The organism is Burkholderia sp. 28_3 (assembly GCF_003253915.1).
GTDB lineage: Bacteria > Pseudomonadota > Gammaproteobacteria > Burkholderiales > Burkholderiaceae > Burkholderia > Burkholderia cenocepacia.
This window is the reverse complement of the sequence record NZ_QKZF01000001.1, coordinates 43,211-57,700: the sequence shown is the minus strand read 5'-3', so window position 1 is coordinate 57,700 and position 14,490 is coordinate 43,211. Positions and strand designations below refer to the sequence as shown.

General features: G+C 67.3%; 16 protein-coding genes. 5 read left to right on the top strand and 11 right to left on the bottom strand.

All coding sequences use genetic code 11. The annotated features are described in order from the left end of the window. Positions 1–153: 153 nt before the first annotated feature. Positions 154–1,101, bottom strand: a complete 948-nt coding sequence (panE, locus tag DFS13_RS00230; RefSeq protein ID WP_034202126.1) for a 2-dehydropantoate 2-reductase — start codon at positions 1,099–1,101, stop codon at positions 154–156. A gap of 249 nt (positions 1,102–1,350) precedes the next feature. Here panE and DFS13_RS00225 point away from each other — a divergent pair, with 249 nt between their 5' ends. Continuing rightward, a complete protein-coding gene (locus tag DFS13_RS00225) occupies positions 1,351–2,904 on the top strand; it encodes a methyl-accepting chemotaxis protein (protein WP_034202125.1) in 1,554 nt (517 codons plus the stop codon). 19 nt (positions 2,905–2,923) lie between these two features. Here DFS13_RS00225 and DFS13_RS00220 read toward each other — a convergent pair whose 3' ends face one another. Both DFS13_RS00220 and DFS13_RS00215 read right to left on the bottom strand, forming a co-directional pair. After that, a complete protein-coding gene (locus DFS13_RS00220) occupies positions 2,924–3,601 on the bottom strand; it encodes a response regulator transcription factor (RefSeq protein ID WP_006482022.1) in 678 nt (225 codons plus the stop codon). A gap of 18 nt (positions 3,602–3,619) precedes the next feature. Next, on the bottom strand, positions 3,620–3,979 hold the full coding sequence (locus DFS13_RS00215) for a hypothetical protein (protein WP_153260033.1): 360 nt from the start codon (positions 3,977–3,979) through the stop codon (positions 3,620–3,622). Between DFS13_RS00215 and DFS13_RS00210 the strand changes: the two genes are divergently transcribed. Continuing rightward, positions 3,978–4,466 carry a hypothetical protein gene (locus tag DFS13_RS00210; protein ID WP_034202124.1) on the top strand — a complete coding sequence of 163 codons (489 nt, stop codon included), beginning with the start codon at positions 3,978–3,980 and terminating at the stop codon, positions 4,464–4,466. The genes DFS13_RS00215 and DFS13_RS00210 overlap by 2 nt on opposite strands. A 27-nt stretch (positions 4,467–4,493) precedes the next feature. Here DFS13_RS00210 and DFS13_RS00205 read toward each other — a convergent pair whose 3' ends face one another. The 8 genes from DFS13_RS00205 to DFS13_RS40160 all read right to left on the bottom strand — a co-directional run bounded on the left by DFS13_RS00205 (position 4,494) and on the right by DFS13_RS40160 (position 11,877). Continuing rightward, positions 4,494–5,000: a hypothetical protein gene (locus DFS13_RS00205; RefSeq protein ID WP_034202123.1), complete on the bottom strand. Its 507-nt coding sequence runs from the start codon at positions 4,998–5,000 to the stop codon at positions 4,494–4,496. A gap of 128 nt (positions 5,001–5,128) precedes the next feature. Beyond that, positions 5,129–6,526 (bottom strand): sigma-54 dependent transcriptional regulator, encoded by a 1,398-nt coding sequence (locus DFS13_RS00200; protein WP_111441268.1) that lies wholly within the window; start codon positions 6,524–6,526, stop codon positions 5,129–5,131. A 147-nt stretch (positions 6,527–6,673) separates the two neighbouring features. Then, on the bottom strand, positions 6,674–7,258 hold the full coding sequence (locus DFS13_RS00195) for a hypothetical protein (protein ID WP_006496160.1): 585 nt from the start codon (positions 7,256–7,258) through the stop codon (positions 6,674–6,676). Positions 7,259–7,413: 155 nt separating this feature from the next. After that, entirely contained in the window at positions 7,414–8,985 is a 1,572-nt protein-coding gene (locus tag DFS13_RS00190) for a hypothetical protein (protein ID WP_034202121.1), read from the bottom strand. Positions 8,986–9,028: 43 nt separating this feature from the next. Next, a complete protein-coding gene (locus tag DFS13_RS00185) occupies positions 9,029–9,310 on the bottom strand; it encodes a hypothetical protein (RefSeq protein ID WP_006491003.1) in 282 nt (93 codons plus the stop codon). Positions 9,311–9,383: 73 nt separating this feature from the next. After that, positions 9,384–9,974: a hypothetical protein gene (locus DFS13_RS00180; protein ID WP_006491002.1), complete on the bottom strand. Its 591-nt coding sequence runs from the start codon at positions 9,972–9,974 to the stop codon at positions 9,384–9,386. Positions 9,975–10,085: 111 nt separating this feature from the next. After that, entirely contained in the window at positions 10,086–10,409 is a 324-nt protein-coding gene (locus tag DFS13_RS00175) for a hypothetical protein (protein WP_006491010.1), read from the bottom strand. 1,291 nt (positions 10,410–11,700) lie between these two features. After that, the gene (locus DFS13_RS40160) at positions 11,701–11,877 is read right to left on the bottom strand and encodes a hypothetical protein (protein WP_162838545.1); all 177 of its coding nucleotides are present in this window, start codon (positions 11,875–11,877) and stop codon (positions 11,701–11,703) included. Between the two features lie 377 nt (positions 11,878–12,254). Between DFS13_RS40160 and DFS13_RS40685 the strand changes: the two genes are divergently transcribed. The 3 genes from DFS13_RS40685 to galE are packed head-to-tail and all read left to right on the top strand — an operon-like array spanning position 12,255 to position 14,465. Then, positions 12,255–12,479, top strand: coding sequence for a hypothetical protein (locus tag DFS13_RS40685; RefSeq protein WP_230204603.1), 225 nt, complete (start codon positions 12,255–12,257; stop codon positions 12,477–12,479). Then, positions 12,472–13,479, top strand: coding sequence for a UDP-glucuronic acid decarboxylase family protein (locus DFS13_RS00155; protein ID WP_006491006.1), 1,008 nt, complete (start codon positions 12,472–12,474; stop codon positions 13,477–13,479). The genes DFS13_RS40685 and DFS13_RS00155 overlap by 8 nt, the downstream gene beginning before the upstream one ends. Continuing rightward, complete coding sequence (galE, locus tag DFS13_RS00150; protein ID WP_034202119.1) at positions 13,476–14,465, top strand: UDP-glucose 4-epimerase GalE; 990 nt, start codon at positions 13,476–13,478, stop codon at positions 14,463–14,465. The genes DFS13_RS00155 and galE overlap by 4 nt, the downstream gene beginning before the upstream one ends. The last annotated feature ends 25 nt before the right edge of the window (positions 14,466–14,490 follow it).

The window sequence follows — 14,490 nt, the reverse complement described above, 5'->3', positions numbered from 1 at the left end:
GTCGCATGGGAAGCAATGTAGGTCGATCGAGCGCGCGGCTCCACCAACTTTACGCCTGATTTCCGATACTTTTTTGCGCAATCCGGCCATAAACGGTGCCGGACGGCAAATTTGTTGCAGCGCGGAACGGCGCGGACGGCCGCCCGCGCCGGCTTACGCCGCCGCGTGCTCGCGCGCCGTGCGCACCTCGTACGTCTTCAGGTAGTTGTACGCGATCCGCAGCAGCGACAGCGTATCGGCCGCCTGCGGGTCGCGCCGCGCGAGCAGGTCGCCGATCACGTGATCGGCTTCGACGCGTGCATGGTTCTCGACGTCGCGCAGCATCGACGCGGTCAGCGGCGACGGCGTCAGCACCATCCGCTGCATCCGCTCGCTGGCCGCCGGGTCGGGCCGGTGGCCGTTGCATTCGGCGATCGCGCTGCATTCCGCGAGCATCGTTTCGAGCAGGCGGCGGCCGTCCGGCGCGGCGAGAATGTCGCCGATCGACCCGCGAAACAGCGACGTGCTCGCGGCGAGCGTCGCGAGGAACACCCACTTCTCCCACATCCGCGCGGCGATGTCGTCGCTGAGCGTGGCATCGAAGCCCGCGCCGCCGAGCACGTCGGCCACCGCGCGTACGCGCGGCGATTCGCCGCCGGCCAGCTCGCCGAACGACACGCCGTGCGTGTCGTTCAGGTGCACGATGCGCTGCTCGCGATCGAGCGTCGCCGCGATCACGCACAACCCGCCGAGCACCTGCGTGGCGCCGAAGCGCTCGCGCAGCACGTCGAGGTGGCGCATCCCGTTGAGCATCGGCAGGATCAGCGTCTGCGGCCCGACGAACGGCGCGAACGACGCAATCGCGTCGTCGAGGCTGTACGCCTTGCAGCTCAGCAGCACGAGGTCGAACGGCGCGACGCCAGCGCCCGCGTCGCCCGCGCGCACGGTCTGCACGTTCGCGAGCGTCAGGTCGCCGCGCGGGCTGCGGATCAGCAAGCCATCGCGGGCGAGCGCCGCGGCGCGGCCGTCGCGCACCAGGAACGTCACGTCGCGCCCCGCCGCGGCCAGCCGGCCGCCGAAGTATCCGCCGACCGCGCCGGCCCCTACCACCAGAATCCGCATCGTTGCCTCCCTTCGGTTTGGTTCGGCGTCGCGCCGCCGCCCGTGCGGGCGCGGCGCGCACGCCATCGCCCGACAGTATAGCGGCCGCTGTTATGCATATGCATAGATGCCCGCGCTTGCGTCCCGGGCATGTGGAAATGGCCGCCTCTAAGGGATTTCCCGTCTACGGCGACACGCATGGCGCGCCGTCAAGAGACTTATCCCGTCACGCCGACCCGGCGAGCTTCCACGACTGACCGACCTCCTACCATGCGCACTCTCTCCCTGAATCAGAAACTCGCCTCGATGATCGTCATCCTGTGGCTCGGCCTGCTCGTGATCGCCGGGCTGGGCGCATGGCAGACCCGTACCTCGATGATCGCGGATCGCCGCGATCAGCTCGCGTCGCTGGTCGCGCAGGCCGCGAGCGTGACCGATCACTACTACAAGCTGTCGCAGCAGAACGCGCTGCCGGAAGCCGAAGCGAAGCAGAAGGCGCTCGAGGCGATCGCCGCGATGCGCTACGGTGCAGACGGCTATATCTCGATCAACGATTCGAAGCCGGTGATCGTGATGCATCCGATCAAGTCCGATCTCAACGGCAAGGACGTGTCGAATTTCACCGATCCGAACGGCCGGCACCTGTTCGTCGAGATCGTGAAGGCCGGCAACGCGGAAGGCGGCAAGGGTTTCGTCGAATATCTGTGGCCGAAGCCGGGCGCGGACAAGCCGCAGGACAAGACCAGCGCCGTGCAACGCTTCGCGCCGTGGGACTGGTATCTCGTGACCGGCATGTACATGAACGACGTGCGCTCGGCGGTGCTCGCGAGCGTCGGCCGCTGGCTGGCGATGACGGCCGTGCTCGGTGCAATCGCGACCGCCGTGATGGTGCTGGTGCTGAAAAGCGTGCGCGCGAACCTCGGCGGCGAGCTCGAAGTGGCGCTCGACGCCGCGCAGCGCATCGCGCAGGGCGACCTGACCGCGCGCGTGACGGTGAAGCACGACGATCGCGGCAGCCTGCTGCATGCGCTGCATACGATGCAGGGCGGGCTGATCGACATGGTGTCGCGCGTCCGGATGGGCACCGAGAACATCAACGTCGGCGCGAGCGAGATCGCCTCCGGCAACACGGACCTGTCGCAGCGCACCGAGGAACAGGCGGCCGCGCTCGTGCAGACCGCATCGAGCATGGATGAAATGACCGCGAACGTGAAGCAGAACGCGGACAGCGCCGCGCAGGCAGCGTCGCTCGCCGGCCAGGCCGCGCAGGTCGCGACGCGCGGCAGCGCGGTGGTCGACGACGTCGTGCGCACGATGAACGAGATCACCGACCGCTCGCACAAGATCGGCGACATCATCGGCGTGATCGACGGGATCGCGTTCCAGACCAACATCCTCGCGCTGAACGCGGCCGTCGAAGCGGCGCGCGCGGGCGAACAGGGCCGCGGCTTCGCGGTGGTCGCGGCCGAAGTGCGCTCGCTCGCGCAACGCTCGGCGACGGCGGCCAAGGAGATCAAGTCGCTGATCGTATCGTCGAACGAGACGGTCCAGCACGGCGCGACGCTCGTCACGCATGCAGGCGAGACGATGGCCGAGATCGTGCAGTCGGTGCGGCGCGTGAACGAAATCCTCGACGAAATCAGCCACGCGTCCCGCGAGCAAAGCGCCGGGATCGAGCAGGTCAACCGCGCGGTGGGCGAAATGGACCAGGTCACGCAGCAGAACGCGGCGCTCGTCGAACAGGCCGCGGCGGCCGCGCATTCGCTGCGCGATCAGGCCGAGGCGCTGCGCGACGCGGTGACGCGGTTCGCGTTGCCGGCCTGACGGCGTCCCGCCCGGCCCCTCACGCCGCGCTGCCCGCCCGCCGCGCGGCCTCCCCGCTACCGAGCCCCAGCCCCGCCGCCCGCTGAATCAGCTCGACGTCGTTGCTCGCGCCGAGCTTCTTCATCGCGCTGATCTTCTGCGCGCTGACCGTCTGCTTGCCCTTGCTCAGGCGCTGCGCGATCGTCTTGATCGGCACGCCCGACAGATACAGTCGAATCACCTCGATCTCGCGCGCCGACAGCTTCACGGGCGGGTCGCCGCGGGTGCCGAGTGCATCGACCGCGCGCCGGACGGACGGCGACAGATAGGCGCCGCCGCTGTAACTCGAATGGATCGCCGTGACGATATGGCCGACCTCGTCGAGCTTGCTGACGACGCTCACGCGGCCAATCCCCAGGATCGAGCGGAAGATCAGCGGATTCTCGTTGGCGACCAGCACGACGATCCCGACGTTCGGCCGCATGCGGCGCAGCCAGTCGAACAGCGCGAGGCCGTCCATCTGCTCGTCGCCGGGAATCGCATAGTCGACCAGCACGACGTCGCAGTCGACGCCGCCGAGCGACGCGACCAGTTCGGCCGCGCTCCGGTAGACCGCGACGAGCTCGATCGCGCAGGTGCTGCCTGCGATCTGCTCGATGCCGGCCAGCGTCAACGGCCAGTCGTACGCGACGACGATGCGAACATTGAATTTCCTCATGCGCAGTTTCCTGATGGTTCACCGCCGCGCCACGCGGAACGCGCGCGACCGGTTGGGCGTTGAAAGGACGTTCAGGCTATTTTTAGCCTGAACGTCGATTCTATGAACGTGCGCAAGGGCGCGATATCGGACGGCGTACGAATTGGCGGCCGCAGACGTAATACGGGTTTGATATTTGCGCCGGTTCAACGCCCGGCAGCCGGCGATCGACCGTCGCGGCATCGGCCCGACGGCCAGCGTTGCGCGCCGCACCGCCGCCCAGCGGGTAAAATTGCGCGTTTGCATGCCACCCCGGCCCGCCGGCGGCGAGCGACGCGCCGCTGCCGGCCGCGCGCCACGCCCCTTCGCCGGCTTGCCCGTACTGCCCGCTTTCCTCATGACCGATTCCGACCTGCAATCCGACACCTCCATCCACGAAGACGGCCTCTGGCGCGACAACGGCTGGACGGCCCGCATCATCAAGAACGAAGACGACGACGGCTGGGCCGTCGAGATGGTCAAGGACGGCGAGTCCGAGCCCGCGCTCGTCGGTCCGTGGACCATGGGCCGCGACAAGAAGAATCCGAAGCCGATGGACGCGAATGCGTTCCGCACGCTCGTGAAGACCGCGACCGAAGTGCTGATGCGGCACGAACAGCAGCGGCGCGCGATGCTGCACAAGGAGGTGACGGTGCAGGACGAAGCCGGACAGGACGTGTCGGTGACGCTCGACATCGTGCCGGACGAGTTCGAGCCGTATGCGCAGCTCAAGGCTGTCGATCCGTATGGCGAGCTGCTGGCCGACGCGAAGGTGTCGGCCGGATTCAAGCTCAACAAGGCCAGCGCCGAACGCTGGGTCGCATCGGGCTTCGAACGGCCGGCCTGAGCCCGCACGGCGCGCCGACGCACTCGATCAGGTGTCGGCGCCCCGCTCCGCGCGCGCGAGCCGGCGTGCGGCGAGCTTGCGCCGCACGAATTCCTCGAACTGCCGCGTCGCGACCTCCGGGTCGCGCGCGGCCAGCCCCAGCAGGTTGCGCGCGAGCTGGATCGGCGTCAGCACGACGCCCCACGGCAGCCCCCACCAGCCGAGCGTGGCCGACGCGAGCAGCGCGACCGCCTGCTTCCTGCGCCCGCAGCGGCGGCAGCATACGTGGCGCCGCGTCGCCCAGCGCGTGACGAACACGAGCGACACGACGCGATGCGACGCATGGACGTCGACCGGCTGCCCTTCGCGCCGGCAAATCGGGCATGGCCCGTAGCGCCAGTCGTCGACGTACTGCCGGACCTTCGCGTCGGGCACCCGTTCGGCCTCGACGACGACCGGATGCGCATGCGCGCATGCCGGGCTGCAATAGCGGCGACCGTCGATCGACCGTCCGCCGACCAGGAACGTCCTGCCGCACTGACTGCACTCTGCCACGATGACCTCGGATAAGCGTGATGCGCCGCGTGCCGGCCGCGCGCAGGTCGGTGCACGCGTGCCGGCCGGGCCGGTTCATGTCTTAACGGCTGCCGCCGCGCGGTCTTGAGCGGGTGCGTCACGGCACGTCAGCTATGCAGCCCGTGCGCGATCATCAGCCGGTACAGCGTCGCGCGCGAGATGCCGAGCTCCGCCGCGACGTCCGCATGCTGATGGCGGTGACGCAGCAGCGTTTCCTCGATTGCGTGCCGCTCGGCCTGCCGGCGCGCCTGCGCGAGTGTCGGCGGCCGCAGCGACGTGTACGGATGCAGCTCGAGATCGGCGGCCGAGATCAGCGGGCCGCTCGTCATCACGACCGCGAAGCGGATCCGGTTGATCAGTTCCCGCACGTTGCCGGGCCACCGATAGTTGTGGATCGCCTCGATCGCGCACGGCGTGAAGCCGCGAATCCGGTACGAGCCGTCGTCGCGATAGCGCCGCAACACGTCGTCGGCGAGCAGCATGATGTCGCGGCCGCGCACGCGCAGCGGCGGCTCGTCGATCCGCAGCACGCACAGGCGGTAGTACAGGTCGGCGCGAAATCGCCCGGCCTGCATCGCGGCTTCGAGATCGACGTGCGTGGCCGACACGATCCGCACGTCGACCGGAATCGACGCATGGCCGCCCAGCCGCTCGATCTTGCCTTCCTGCAGGAACCGCAGCAGGCTCGCCTGGCTCTCGAACGGCATGTCGCCGATTTCGTCGAGAAACAGCGTGCCGCCGTGCGCGGACTCGATGCGGCCGATCTTGCGCTGGTGCGCGTCGGTGAACGCGCCGCGCTCGTGGCCGAACAGCTCGGCCTGCAGCAGCGTCGTCGGGATGGCCGCGCAGTTCACGGCGACGAACGGTGCATCGGCACGCGACGACTGCCGGTGGATCGCCGCCGCCGTCAGCTCCTTGCCGGTGCCGGATTCGCCGGCGATGAACACGCTCGCGTCGTTATTCGCGACCTTGCGGATCGTCGCGAACAGCCGGCGCATCGCGCCGCACGCGCCGATCATCGCGCCGTCGGGCGGCGCGGCCTCCGCGGCCGGGTCGCCGTCCGCGAGCTCGAGCATCCCGTATGCATGGCCGACGAGATAGACGATCGTCGTGTAGGCCGCCGCATTGCGCACGTAGTCGAAGCAGCAATGGCGGATCAGCCGCGCGATCGTGATGTTGCGCAGCCGCTCGCCGTCGGCGAGCGCGACCCAGCCGACGCGCGGGTCACGCAGCAGCGTCTCGAACGACGCGACGTCAGGCGACGCGAAGCTGCCGAAATCGACGATGCCCGCATGCGGACGGTTCGCCTTGACGAGATTCAGCGCGTCCGCGACGGTTTTGGCGCGCCACACTTCCCAGCCGCGCGCCGCGAGCACGTCGACGAGCGCGGCATCGTGCTGCTGCGACAGGTAGACGAGCGGCCGCGACGGCGCGACATGATTGCGCCGGACCGCGAGGAACGGCAGCGTGCTCACCTCCCGTTCGACATCCTCCGCGCCCGACATGCTGAGCTGACAGCAATGGTTCACGATTGCCTCGCCGCATAAGGTTGTGTGTCGGAGCGGCCGTTGCCCGATCGCGCGCGGCGGGGCCCGTGGTCCCGCGGCGCGGCGCCGCTCCGTCCTCGAATCGATGTCGCGTCATCCGATGCGTCAGCGGCAGAACACGACGCGCTGCGTGTAGATCTGCGGCTCGATGACGGGCTTCGCCGATCCGTTGAGATCGTCGCGATAGGCGCGGTAGGTCTTGCCGTTTACCGTCACGTCCGACGCGCGGGCCGTCTCGATCTTGTCGAGCCCGGTATGCCGCCATTCGTTCACCCGGTCCGCCGCGGTGACGCTCGACTCGCCCGCGATCTTCTGCGTGATCGCGCTGCCGTCGCTCCACGGCTGCGTCTGCATGTCCTCGGTGTGCTGCATCGCGCCGACCGTCTTGCCGGTCGACTTCGGCCCGGTCTGCGCGTCGAACGGCGCGCCGCGGCCGTACACCGGCGATTGCCACGACGGCGCGTGACCGGCTTCCGGCACCATGTAGACCATCTGCGGGTCGCCGATCATCATCATCGGCGCGCATGCCGTGTTGTCGGGACGGCCGAGCGTCGACAGCGCCTGCTGGACGCTCGCGGCGTTCGCGAGGGTCTGCTCGCTCAGGATGACGAAGACCGCGGGATTCTGGAAAACCGACTGCGCAGCGGCCTGCACGCTGGCCAGCAACAAAGCGACCAAAAAGATCCTCATGATTGAGGCCTCCTTGCATCCTCGTCACGCAAAAAGAGGTGTTGACCTCGGGGATGGGCACAACACCCGTCAAACCGGAAAAGACGGTCGGGCATCGGGCCGAACGCCTGCCGTGCGACCCGCGCTCCGGTCGCACGGCAAACCGGCCCGCATGCTCACGACGAGGTACTCGTCGAGATGACGGTCGGCGCCGGCGCGACCGGTGCTGCCGGTGCGGCCTGCTGGTCGACCGTGGCGGGTGGCAACGCTTGCGCCGGATCGGTCAGCGCCGGCGTGCCGGCGGCGGCTTGTGCAGCCGCCGTGCCAGCGGCTTCGACCGCGTCCGGCACTTTCGCGTCGGCGGCCGGCAGGTCGGCGGGCGCCGCGGCAACGGCAGGCTGCGCGGGCTCCGGTGCTGGCGCTTCGGCGGCTGCCTGCGGCGCGGGCTCGGCAGCCTTCGCGTCGGCGGCCGGTGCCGCGACGACGGCTGCCGCCGGCATCGGTTCGGCCACCGGCTCACCCGCGGCTTGCGCGGCGTCGGTCGCGGCGGGCATCGGCTCCGGGGCCTTGTCGGCGACCGGCGGGACCTGCTCCGGCGCCTGGTCGGCCACGGCCGGCGCGGGCTCGGGCGCCTTGTCCGCGACCGGCTGCGCGGGCTCCGGCGCCTTCGTATCGGCGACCGGTGCGGCGGGGGCGGGCGATGCCTTGTCTGCCACTGCCGGCGCGGCGATGACGGCTGCCGCCGGCACGGCGGCCATTGCGGCCGCCGGTACCACCGACGCGGCAGGTGCCGCGGCGACGGCAGGCGCGGCAGCAGCAGCCGGTGCCGCGGCCGCCGGAACTGCGGCGGCAACCGTCGGCACTGCGACGGCCGGAGCAGCCGCGGCGACGGCCGGAGCCGCGGCGACCGGCGCCATCACCGGTACCGGCACCGAAACGGGCGCCGCGCGCATCGACGTCGTCTCGATCGGGCGCGTCGGTGCGGGCGCCGGCGCGGCCGAGCCGAGCGGCGGCAGGCCCATCCGGTCGCGCACGATCGGATCGCGATACTTCACGTCGTCCGCGACGGTCGCTTCGACGCTGGGCGCCACGTTCGAACGCGCGAGCGGCGCGGTCGTGCCCGGGCACAGGTGCCCGGTCGCTTCCACCGCGCGCCGGTTCGCATCGCTCTGGCAGAGCAGCGCGAGCGCCACGTCGGTCAGCCCCATCGCGCGAAATTCACGCGCATCGAGGCGCCGCACGCAGGCCTGGTCGACCAGCGTCGTGCCGCCCGTCGCGCCGAACCCCGGGAACGACACGCCGACGCTCACCGAGCCCATGCAGGTATCGGACAGCGTGGTCGTGAGGCCGGGCGCCTGGATCGACGGGTTCGTCTTGATCGTCTGCGTGCCCGAGTAATTGACGTTTTCCGTCGCCTGGGTGTTGTACGGGCTGGTGCCGGGTGCGCCGGCCGCGAGCGCGTTCGTGCTCTGCGGCGTCACGTTGCCGCCGGCCGTGCTGGACGGCAGCGTCACGTTGACGTTCACGCTCGAATTGCCGCTGCCGCGCACACCGCTGGAACTGGTGGCATTGCCGCCGCGCGAGCTGGTCGTATTCGTGTTCATGCTCGAGCCGCCGCCCTGGCTGATGGCCGTCGACGATGTCGACGACTGCGCGCTCGACGTCGAATCGGCGGTTTGTGCCTGTGCACCGATCGTGGTCATCGCGAACATCGCCGCACATGCCACCTTGATCCTGTTGCTGTTCATTTCACTCTCCGGACGAGGTTTGTCCTCCACCCAGGCAACCGTACTAATTCCCCTGAATGCCTTCAGTTTTCGCTGCTTCCCCGAACTGCTTCCAGCCGCTGCCCAGCTGGGACCACGAGCCGGCCGACACGCCCTGCCACTGCTGGGTGTCCGGTCCGCCGATGGCACTGCCCGACGAAAGCGTTTGTTGTTCTGACGGTTTGGTTGTCTGGTCAGGGTTGTTTGACGTCTGCATAGTCGATTGCCCACCATCGGCAGCACGGTCAGCGCCATACGCCGTCAGAGACGCGAGCATCAGAGCGGCGGCAATCAGGTTCTGCTTCATGCCAACTCCTTACGTGACAACAATGCGGAAAAGAGACCAGCGTCGCTGGGAAACTGGTCCCCTCCACACCTGACTAATGACTGCTCCCGGTCGCGCTCGAGTCGCCCTGGCTTCCGCCCGATGCGGACGGCGAACCGGCCGGACCGGTACTCCACACGGTCGACGAGTTGTAGTGATTCGAGCCCGCGATCGCGCCCGATCCGCCACTGCCCGTCCATCCCGCGGCACCCGCGTTGGCATTGCCGTGGTCGTTCGCGCCCGTGGCCGTGTAGTGGTTCGCGCCGAGTACGATCGTGGCGGTCACCCCTCCCGAAAGCGCATTCGCGTTCTCGTTCGTGCTGCCGTTTCCAGCGAACGAGCCTGCGGCACCGATACCGCCGCCTGCCGCGAACGCGCCCCCGTTCGTGCCCGAACCGCTGGCCGTCGAAGTCGAGTTGTGATAAGCGGACGCCGTGCCGGCGGAGCCGCTGGGCGTCACGGTACTTCCTGCATTCGCGCCGGCCGTCGATGTCGAATTGCTGGTATAGCTGCCGGAGCCGACCAGCACCGAACCGGAAACACCCGCCGCAACGGATTGCGTCTGGTTGGTCGTGGACGATCCGGCCGCCAACGCAGCGGACGAAATGACGGTGAGCGCTGTCGCTAAAATGACTTTGGCTTTCATAGCAATTCCTTGCTGTGAGGAAGTTCGACGGTGGCGGAGCCGGGCCCGCCCTCGCGGGACGAAACCCGGCATCCGTACCGCCAGCCAATGACGAACGCTACGCGTCGCGGCTTAGTGGTGATACGTCCAGCCGATCGAGCCGGCGTTCGCACCGCTGCTGCCGCCCGCTTGTGCGCCGCCGAAGCCGAAGCCGCCGACCGTCGACGTTTGAGTGTGGTTCGTGTACGAGATCGAACCGCTGCTGCCGCCACCGGCCGTTGCGCCGGCTGCGCCGAGTGCCGAGCCCGAATCGGTCGCGGAGAAGTGGCCGAACCCGGCGACCCCTGCCATCGTCTGGCCACCGCTCGACGAGTTGCTGCTCGACACCGTGCCGCTGCCGGCGAACGCTGCACCCGAAACCGCCAGAACTGCTGCTGCAATCAGAAGCTTCTTCATGGTCGACTCCATAACGGCGTGGAGAGAATGAGCATGGAAGATCGCACGCCATCAATCTTCCTGCCTCGAGCAATCCTTAAAAATAAGGATCACTATCTAATAAATAAGCTATTGCTTACTCGTAAATGGCGTTTTTATTTTTGGCCAGCCGAAGTCTAGTTTTATGTTTTTAAGTTGTCCAAAATTTCTGAGTAGGTGTTTTCTATTATTTTTATGAACATTAAAATGTTCTCAAAACACCATTGATGAAATTAACCGGAATGGCGAGCACACCTTTCCGGCTCGCGATTTTCAATACCCCGTCGAAAACCGATGCCGGCACTGGCACCCGTTTCCGGAATTGAAAATCAGCGAATATATTTACAACCGCAAAATTCAGCGCCCGCGCGACGTGCGCCCTTCATCCGGGCGACGACGGGCCTGCATTGCAGCCAGACGACATGTCTGCTCCCTGAGCTGACGAAGAAAGGCCTTCCGGATAACCCGGCCGACGCGCGTTCGATCTAGTCCGGCCGGCGCCGGCACTGACCCGGCGCGATCGAAACGGCTCTGCACGGTTGAAGAGGAATCGGCGCCACGCTGTTCGGCACGAACGACATGCCCCATCCGGGAACGCTGAATGAAGTCGAGCGCCGCTGTCGCCGGGTTGCCGCGCGAAGCGACAACCGCTCCAGCACGCGGCGCGCGCGGAGGGCGGGAAATCGGCAACGCGCGAGCCACGACGCTGGCACTGCGTCGCGAGCACTACCCCGATCGTTCCGACTACCCCTGTGGTGCGCAAGAATCGCGCGGATCAAGCCACTGCTTATAGTGTTCATCGCCGCTTCCCCGACTGGCTCGTGACGAACTGGCCGCCCCCACATCGTTGTTGCATCGTGTCGACCGCTCGCCGGTGCGTCCCATGTTGCAAACTGCATGCCACGCGATATTCCACCGCGCATTGCGCGCCGCATGCGACCGCCAGCCCTGACGATTTCACCCGGAACGGCATTTTTTGTTTCAGGAATGTATCGCGATAACGGGATGCACTTGGCAGCGATCATTGAACACTGCGACGTAATGCCGTGATTTGACGGACGAATCCGGCGTGCCGAGGCACCCCGGACGCCCCTGCGAACGGTTGTTTCAAACTTGAGAAGCGGCCGTCGACACCCGGCCCACGGTTCGCGCGTTTCCACTGACAAACCGCGTGTTGCGGCATGCCGGCAACCGTCCATCCCCCCCGGCGGACGGGGATCCCGGCGCTCGATGATCCCCGCCGAACGGCCGCCGATACGACCGGAACACGGGTTCACCCCGAAATACGAAACGAATTTGATTCATCCGTGAAAATACCCACACGATCATCCGGTGAAAAAAGCTTGCCTTCCGGCACGTTGCAGGCGTAATAATTAAAACAAATGTAAACCAGCGATCCCGGCAAAAACGTACGCATCATTTTTTCATTTCCGTTCGATTCACCTTTCATCGCCTGGCCTCGATGAGCAATTCATTGAAGAGACGTTTTCGATCTGTTATCCGCCTAATTCTCATCACTGAAACATGCCGATTAAAAACCGCTTTCACGCCTTCAATGTCTTAAAAGCCTGATTCGACGCGCGTTTCGTCGTATCGAACCGTATCGATCCCGCGATCGCCACGGGCGCTTCCCTGTCCCCACGATTCACGCATGAAACACAAACGCGCGTGCCGAACGGCCATTGCGCGGCCACGCCCGCATCCAGCGGGACTTCGTCATTCATGGCATGCCGATTGCCTGATGTCCGGCTCTCACCGAGCGGCACGCCACGGCACACGACATACAAGCGGCGGCCCCTCGTCAATCAGCGTGTCGGGGAAAAGGCGATGAAGATCACCACCGATCGATCGACGCTTGCGTCGTTCAAGCATCAACGGGGTTGTCAGCGAAACCGGAGCGCCTGTCGCGGCGCTTCGTCGACATCGGTACATGCGGACCGGCGCCCGCCGAAGCGATACCCGTGCAGCGGGATGGAACGGGTGCGCGACGCCGTCGAGTACATCGACGTGTGGTTCCTGGAGATGCTCGACGAAGGAGAAAGCGATGAATGACAGGGTCGCGATCGACACGCGCGCCGGCCGGCGCGTACTGGTGACGGGTGGCGCAGGTTTTCTCGGCAGCTACGTCTGCGAACGGCTCGTCATGGAAGGCGCGTTCGTCACCTGCGTCGACAGCCTGCTGACGGGACGCAAGCTCAACGTCGCCGACCTGAAGGCGTCCGGCCGGTTCGAATTCGTGAAGGGCGACGTGTCGCTCGGCCTGCCGCAGCTGCAGGTGGATGAAATCTGGAATCTCGCGTGCGCGGCCTCCCCGCCCACCTACCAGATCGATCCGGTCCACACGATGATGACGAACGTGCTCGGCATGAACCACTGTCTCGCGCTGGCGCGCCGGACCGGCGCGCGCGTGTTCCAGGCGTCGACCAGCGAGATCTACGGCGACCCCGGCGTCCATCCGCAGATGGAAACCTATCGCGGCAACGTGAACACGATCGGCCCGCGTGCGTGCTACGACGAAGGCAAGCGTGCGGCCGAGGCGCTGTGCTACGACTACTACCGTTCGCACGGCGTCGACGTGCGCGTCGCGCGCATCTTCAATACCTACGGGCCGCGCATGTCGCCGCGCGACGGCCGCGTCGTGTCGAACTTCATCGTCGCCGCGCTCAATGGCGCCGCGCTCGAGATCTACGGCGACGGCCGGCAGACACGCTCGTTCTGCTTCGTCAGCGACCTGATCGACGGCTTCTTCAGCCTGATGGACGCCCCGCGCAACGTCGGCACACCGGTCAACATCGGCAATCCCGGCGAATTCACGATGATCGAACTTGCGGAGCAAGTCCTCGCGATCACGGGCTCGACCTCGGAGATCGTGTTCCGGCCGCTGCCGATCGACGATCCGCACCAGCGCAAGCCCGACATTTCGGTCGCCGCGACGGAGCTCGGCTGGCGGCCGGCGATCGATCTCGACGAAGGCCTGCGCCGCACGGTCGACTATTTCAGCCGCGAACTGTGGCTCGCGCCGGTGCTGCGCGGGACCGGAGCGGTCGCATGAAAGTGCTCGTGACAGGGGGAGCGGGCTATATCGGCAGCCATACGTGCAAGGCGCTCGCGGAAGCGGGACACGAGCCCGTCGCGTACGACAACCTGTCGACCGGTCATCGCGACGCGGTCCGCTGGGGGCCGCTCGTCGCGGCCGACATCCTCGACGGCGATGCGCTGTCGCACGCGCTCGCCGCGCACCGGCCCGACGTCGTGATCCATTTCGCCGCGCTCGCCTACGTCGGCGAATCGGTGCTCGCGCCCGAGCGCTACTACACGGTCAACGTGACGGGCACCTGCACGCTGCTGAGCGCGATGCGCGCAGCCGGCGTGGGCAGGATCGTGATGTCGTCGTCGTGCGCGACGTACGGCATTCCGGAGACGCTGCCGATCTCGGAACGCACGCCGCAGCGGCCGATCAATCCGTACGGCTTCACGAAGTACGCGATGGAGCGGATGGCCGCCGATTTCGAACGCGCGTACGGGCTGAAATGGATCGCGCTGCGCTACTTCAACGCGGCGGGCGCGGACCCCGACGGCGCGATCGGCGAATGCCACGCACCGGAAACGCACGCGCTGCCGCTGGCGATCCGCGCGGCGCTGCGCACCGGCGACGCATTCCGGGTAATGGGCACCGACTACCCGACGCCGGACGGCTCGGCGATTCGCGACTACGTGCACGTGAGCGACCTTGCCGACGCCCACCTGAAGGCAAGCGCCTATCTGTGCGGCGGCGGCCCGAGCGTCGCGCTGAACCTCGGCACCGGAAACGGGACGTCGGTGCTCGCCGCGTTGCGCGCGGTCGAGGCCGTGACCGGCCGCCGCGTGCCGACGGTGCTGGCCGCGCGCCGCCCGGGCGATCCGCCCGCGCTGTACGCCGACGCGACGATGGCCGCGCGGGTGCTCGGCTGGCGGCCCCGCTTCACCGCGATCGAGCCGATGGTCGAACACGCTGCGGCGTGGTTTCAGAAGGAGCGGCAACGCGAATCCAGCAGGTAACGACGCAAGCGTCGTCACAAGCCAC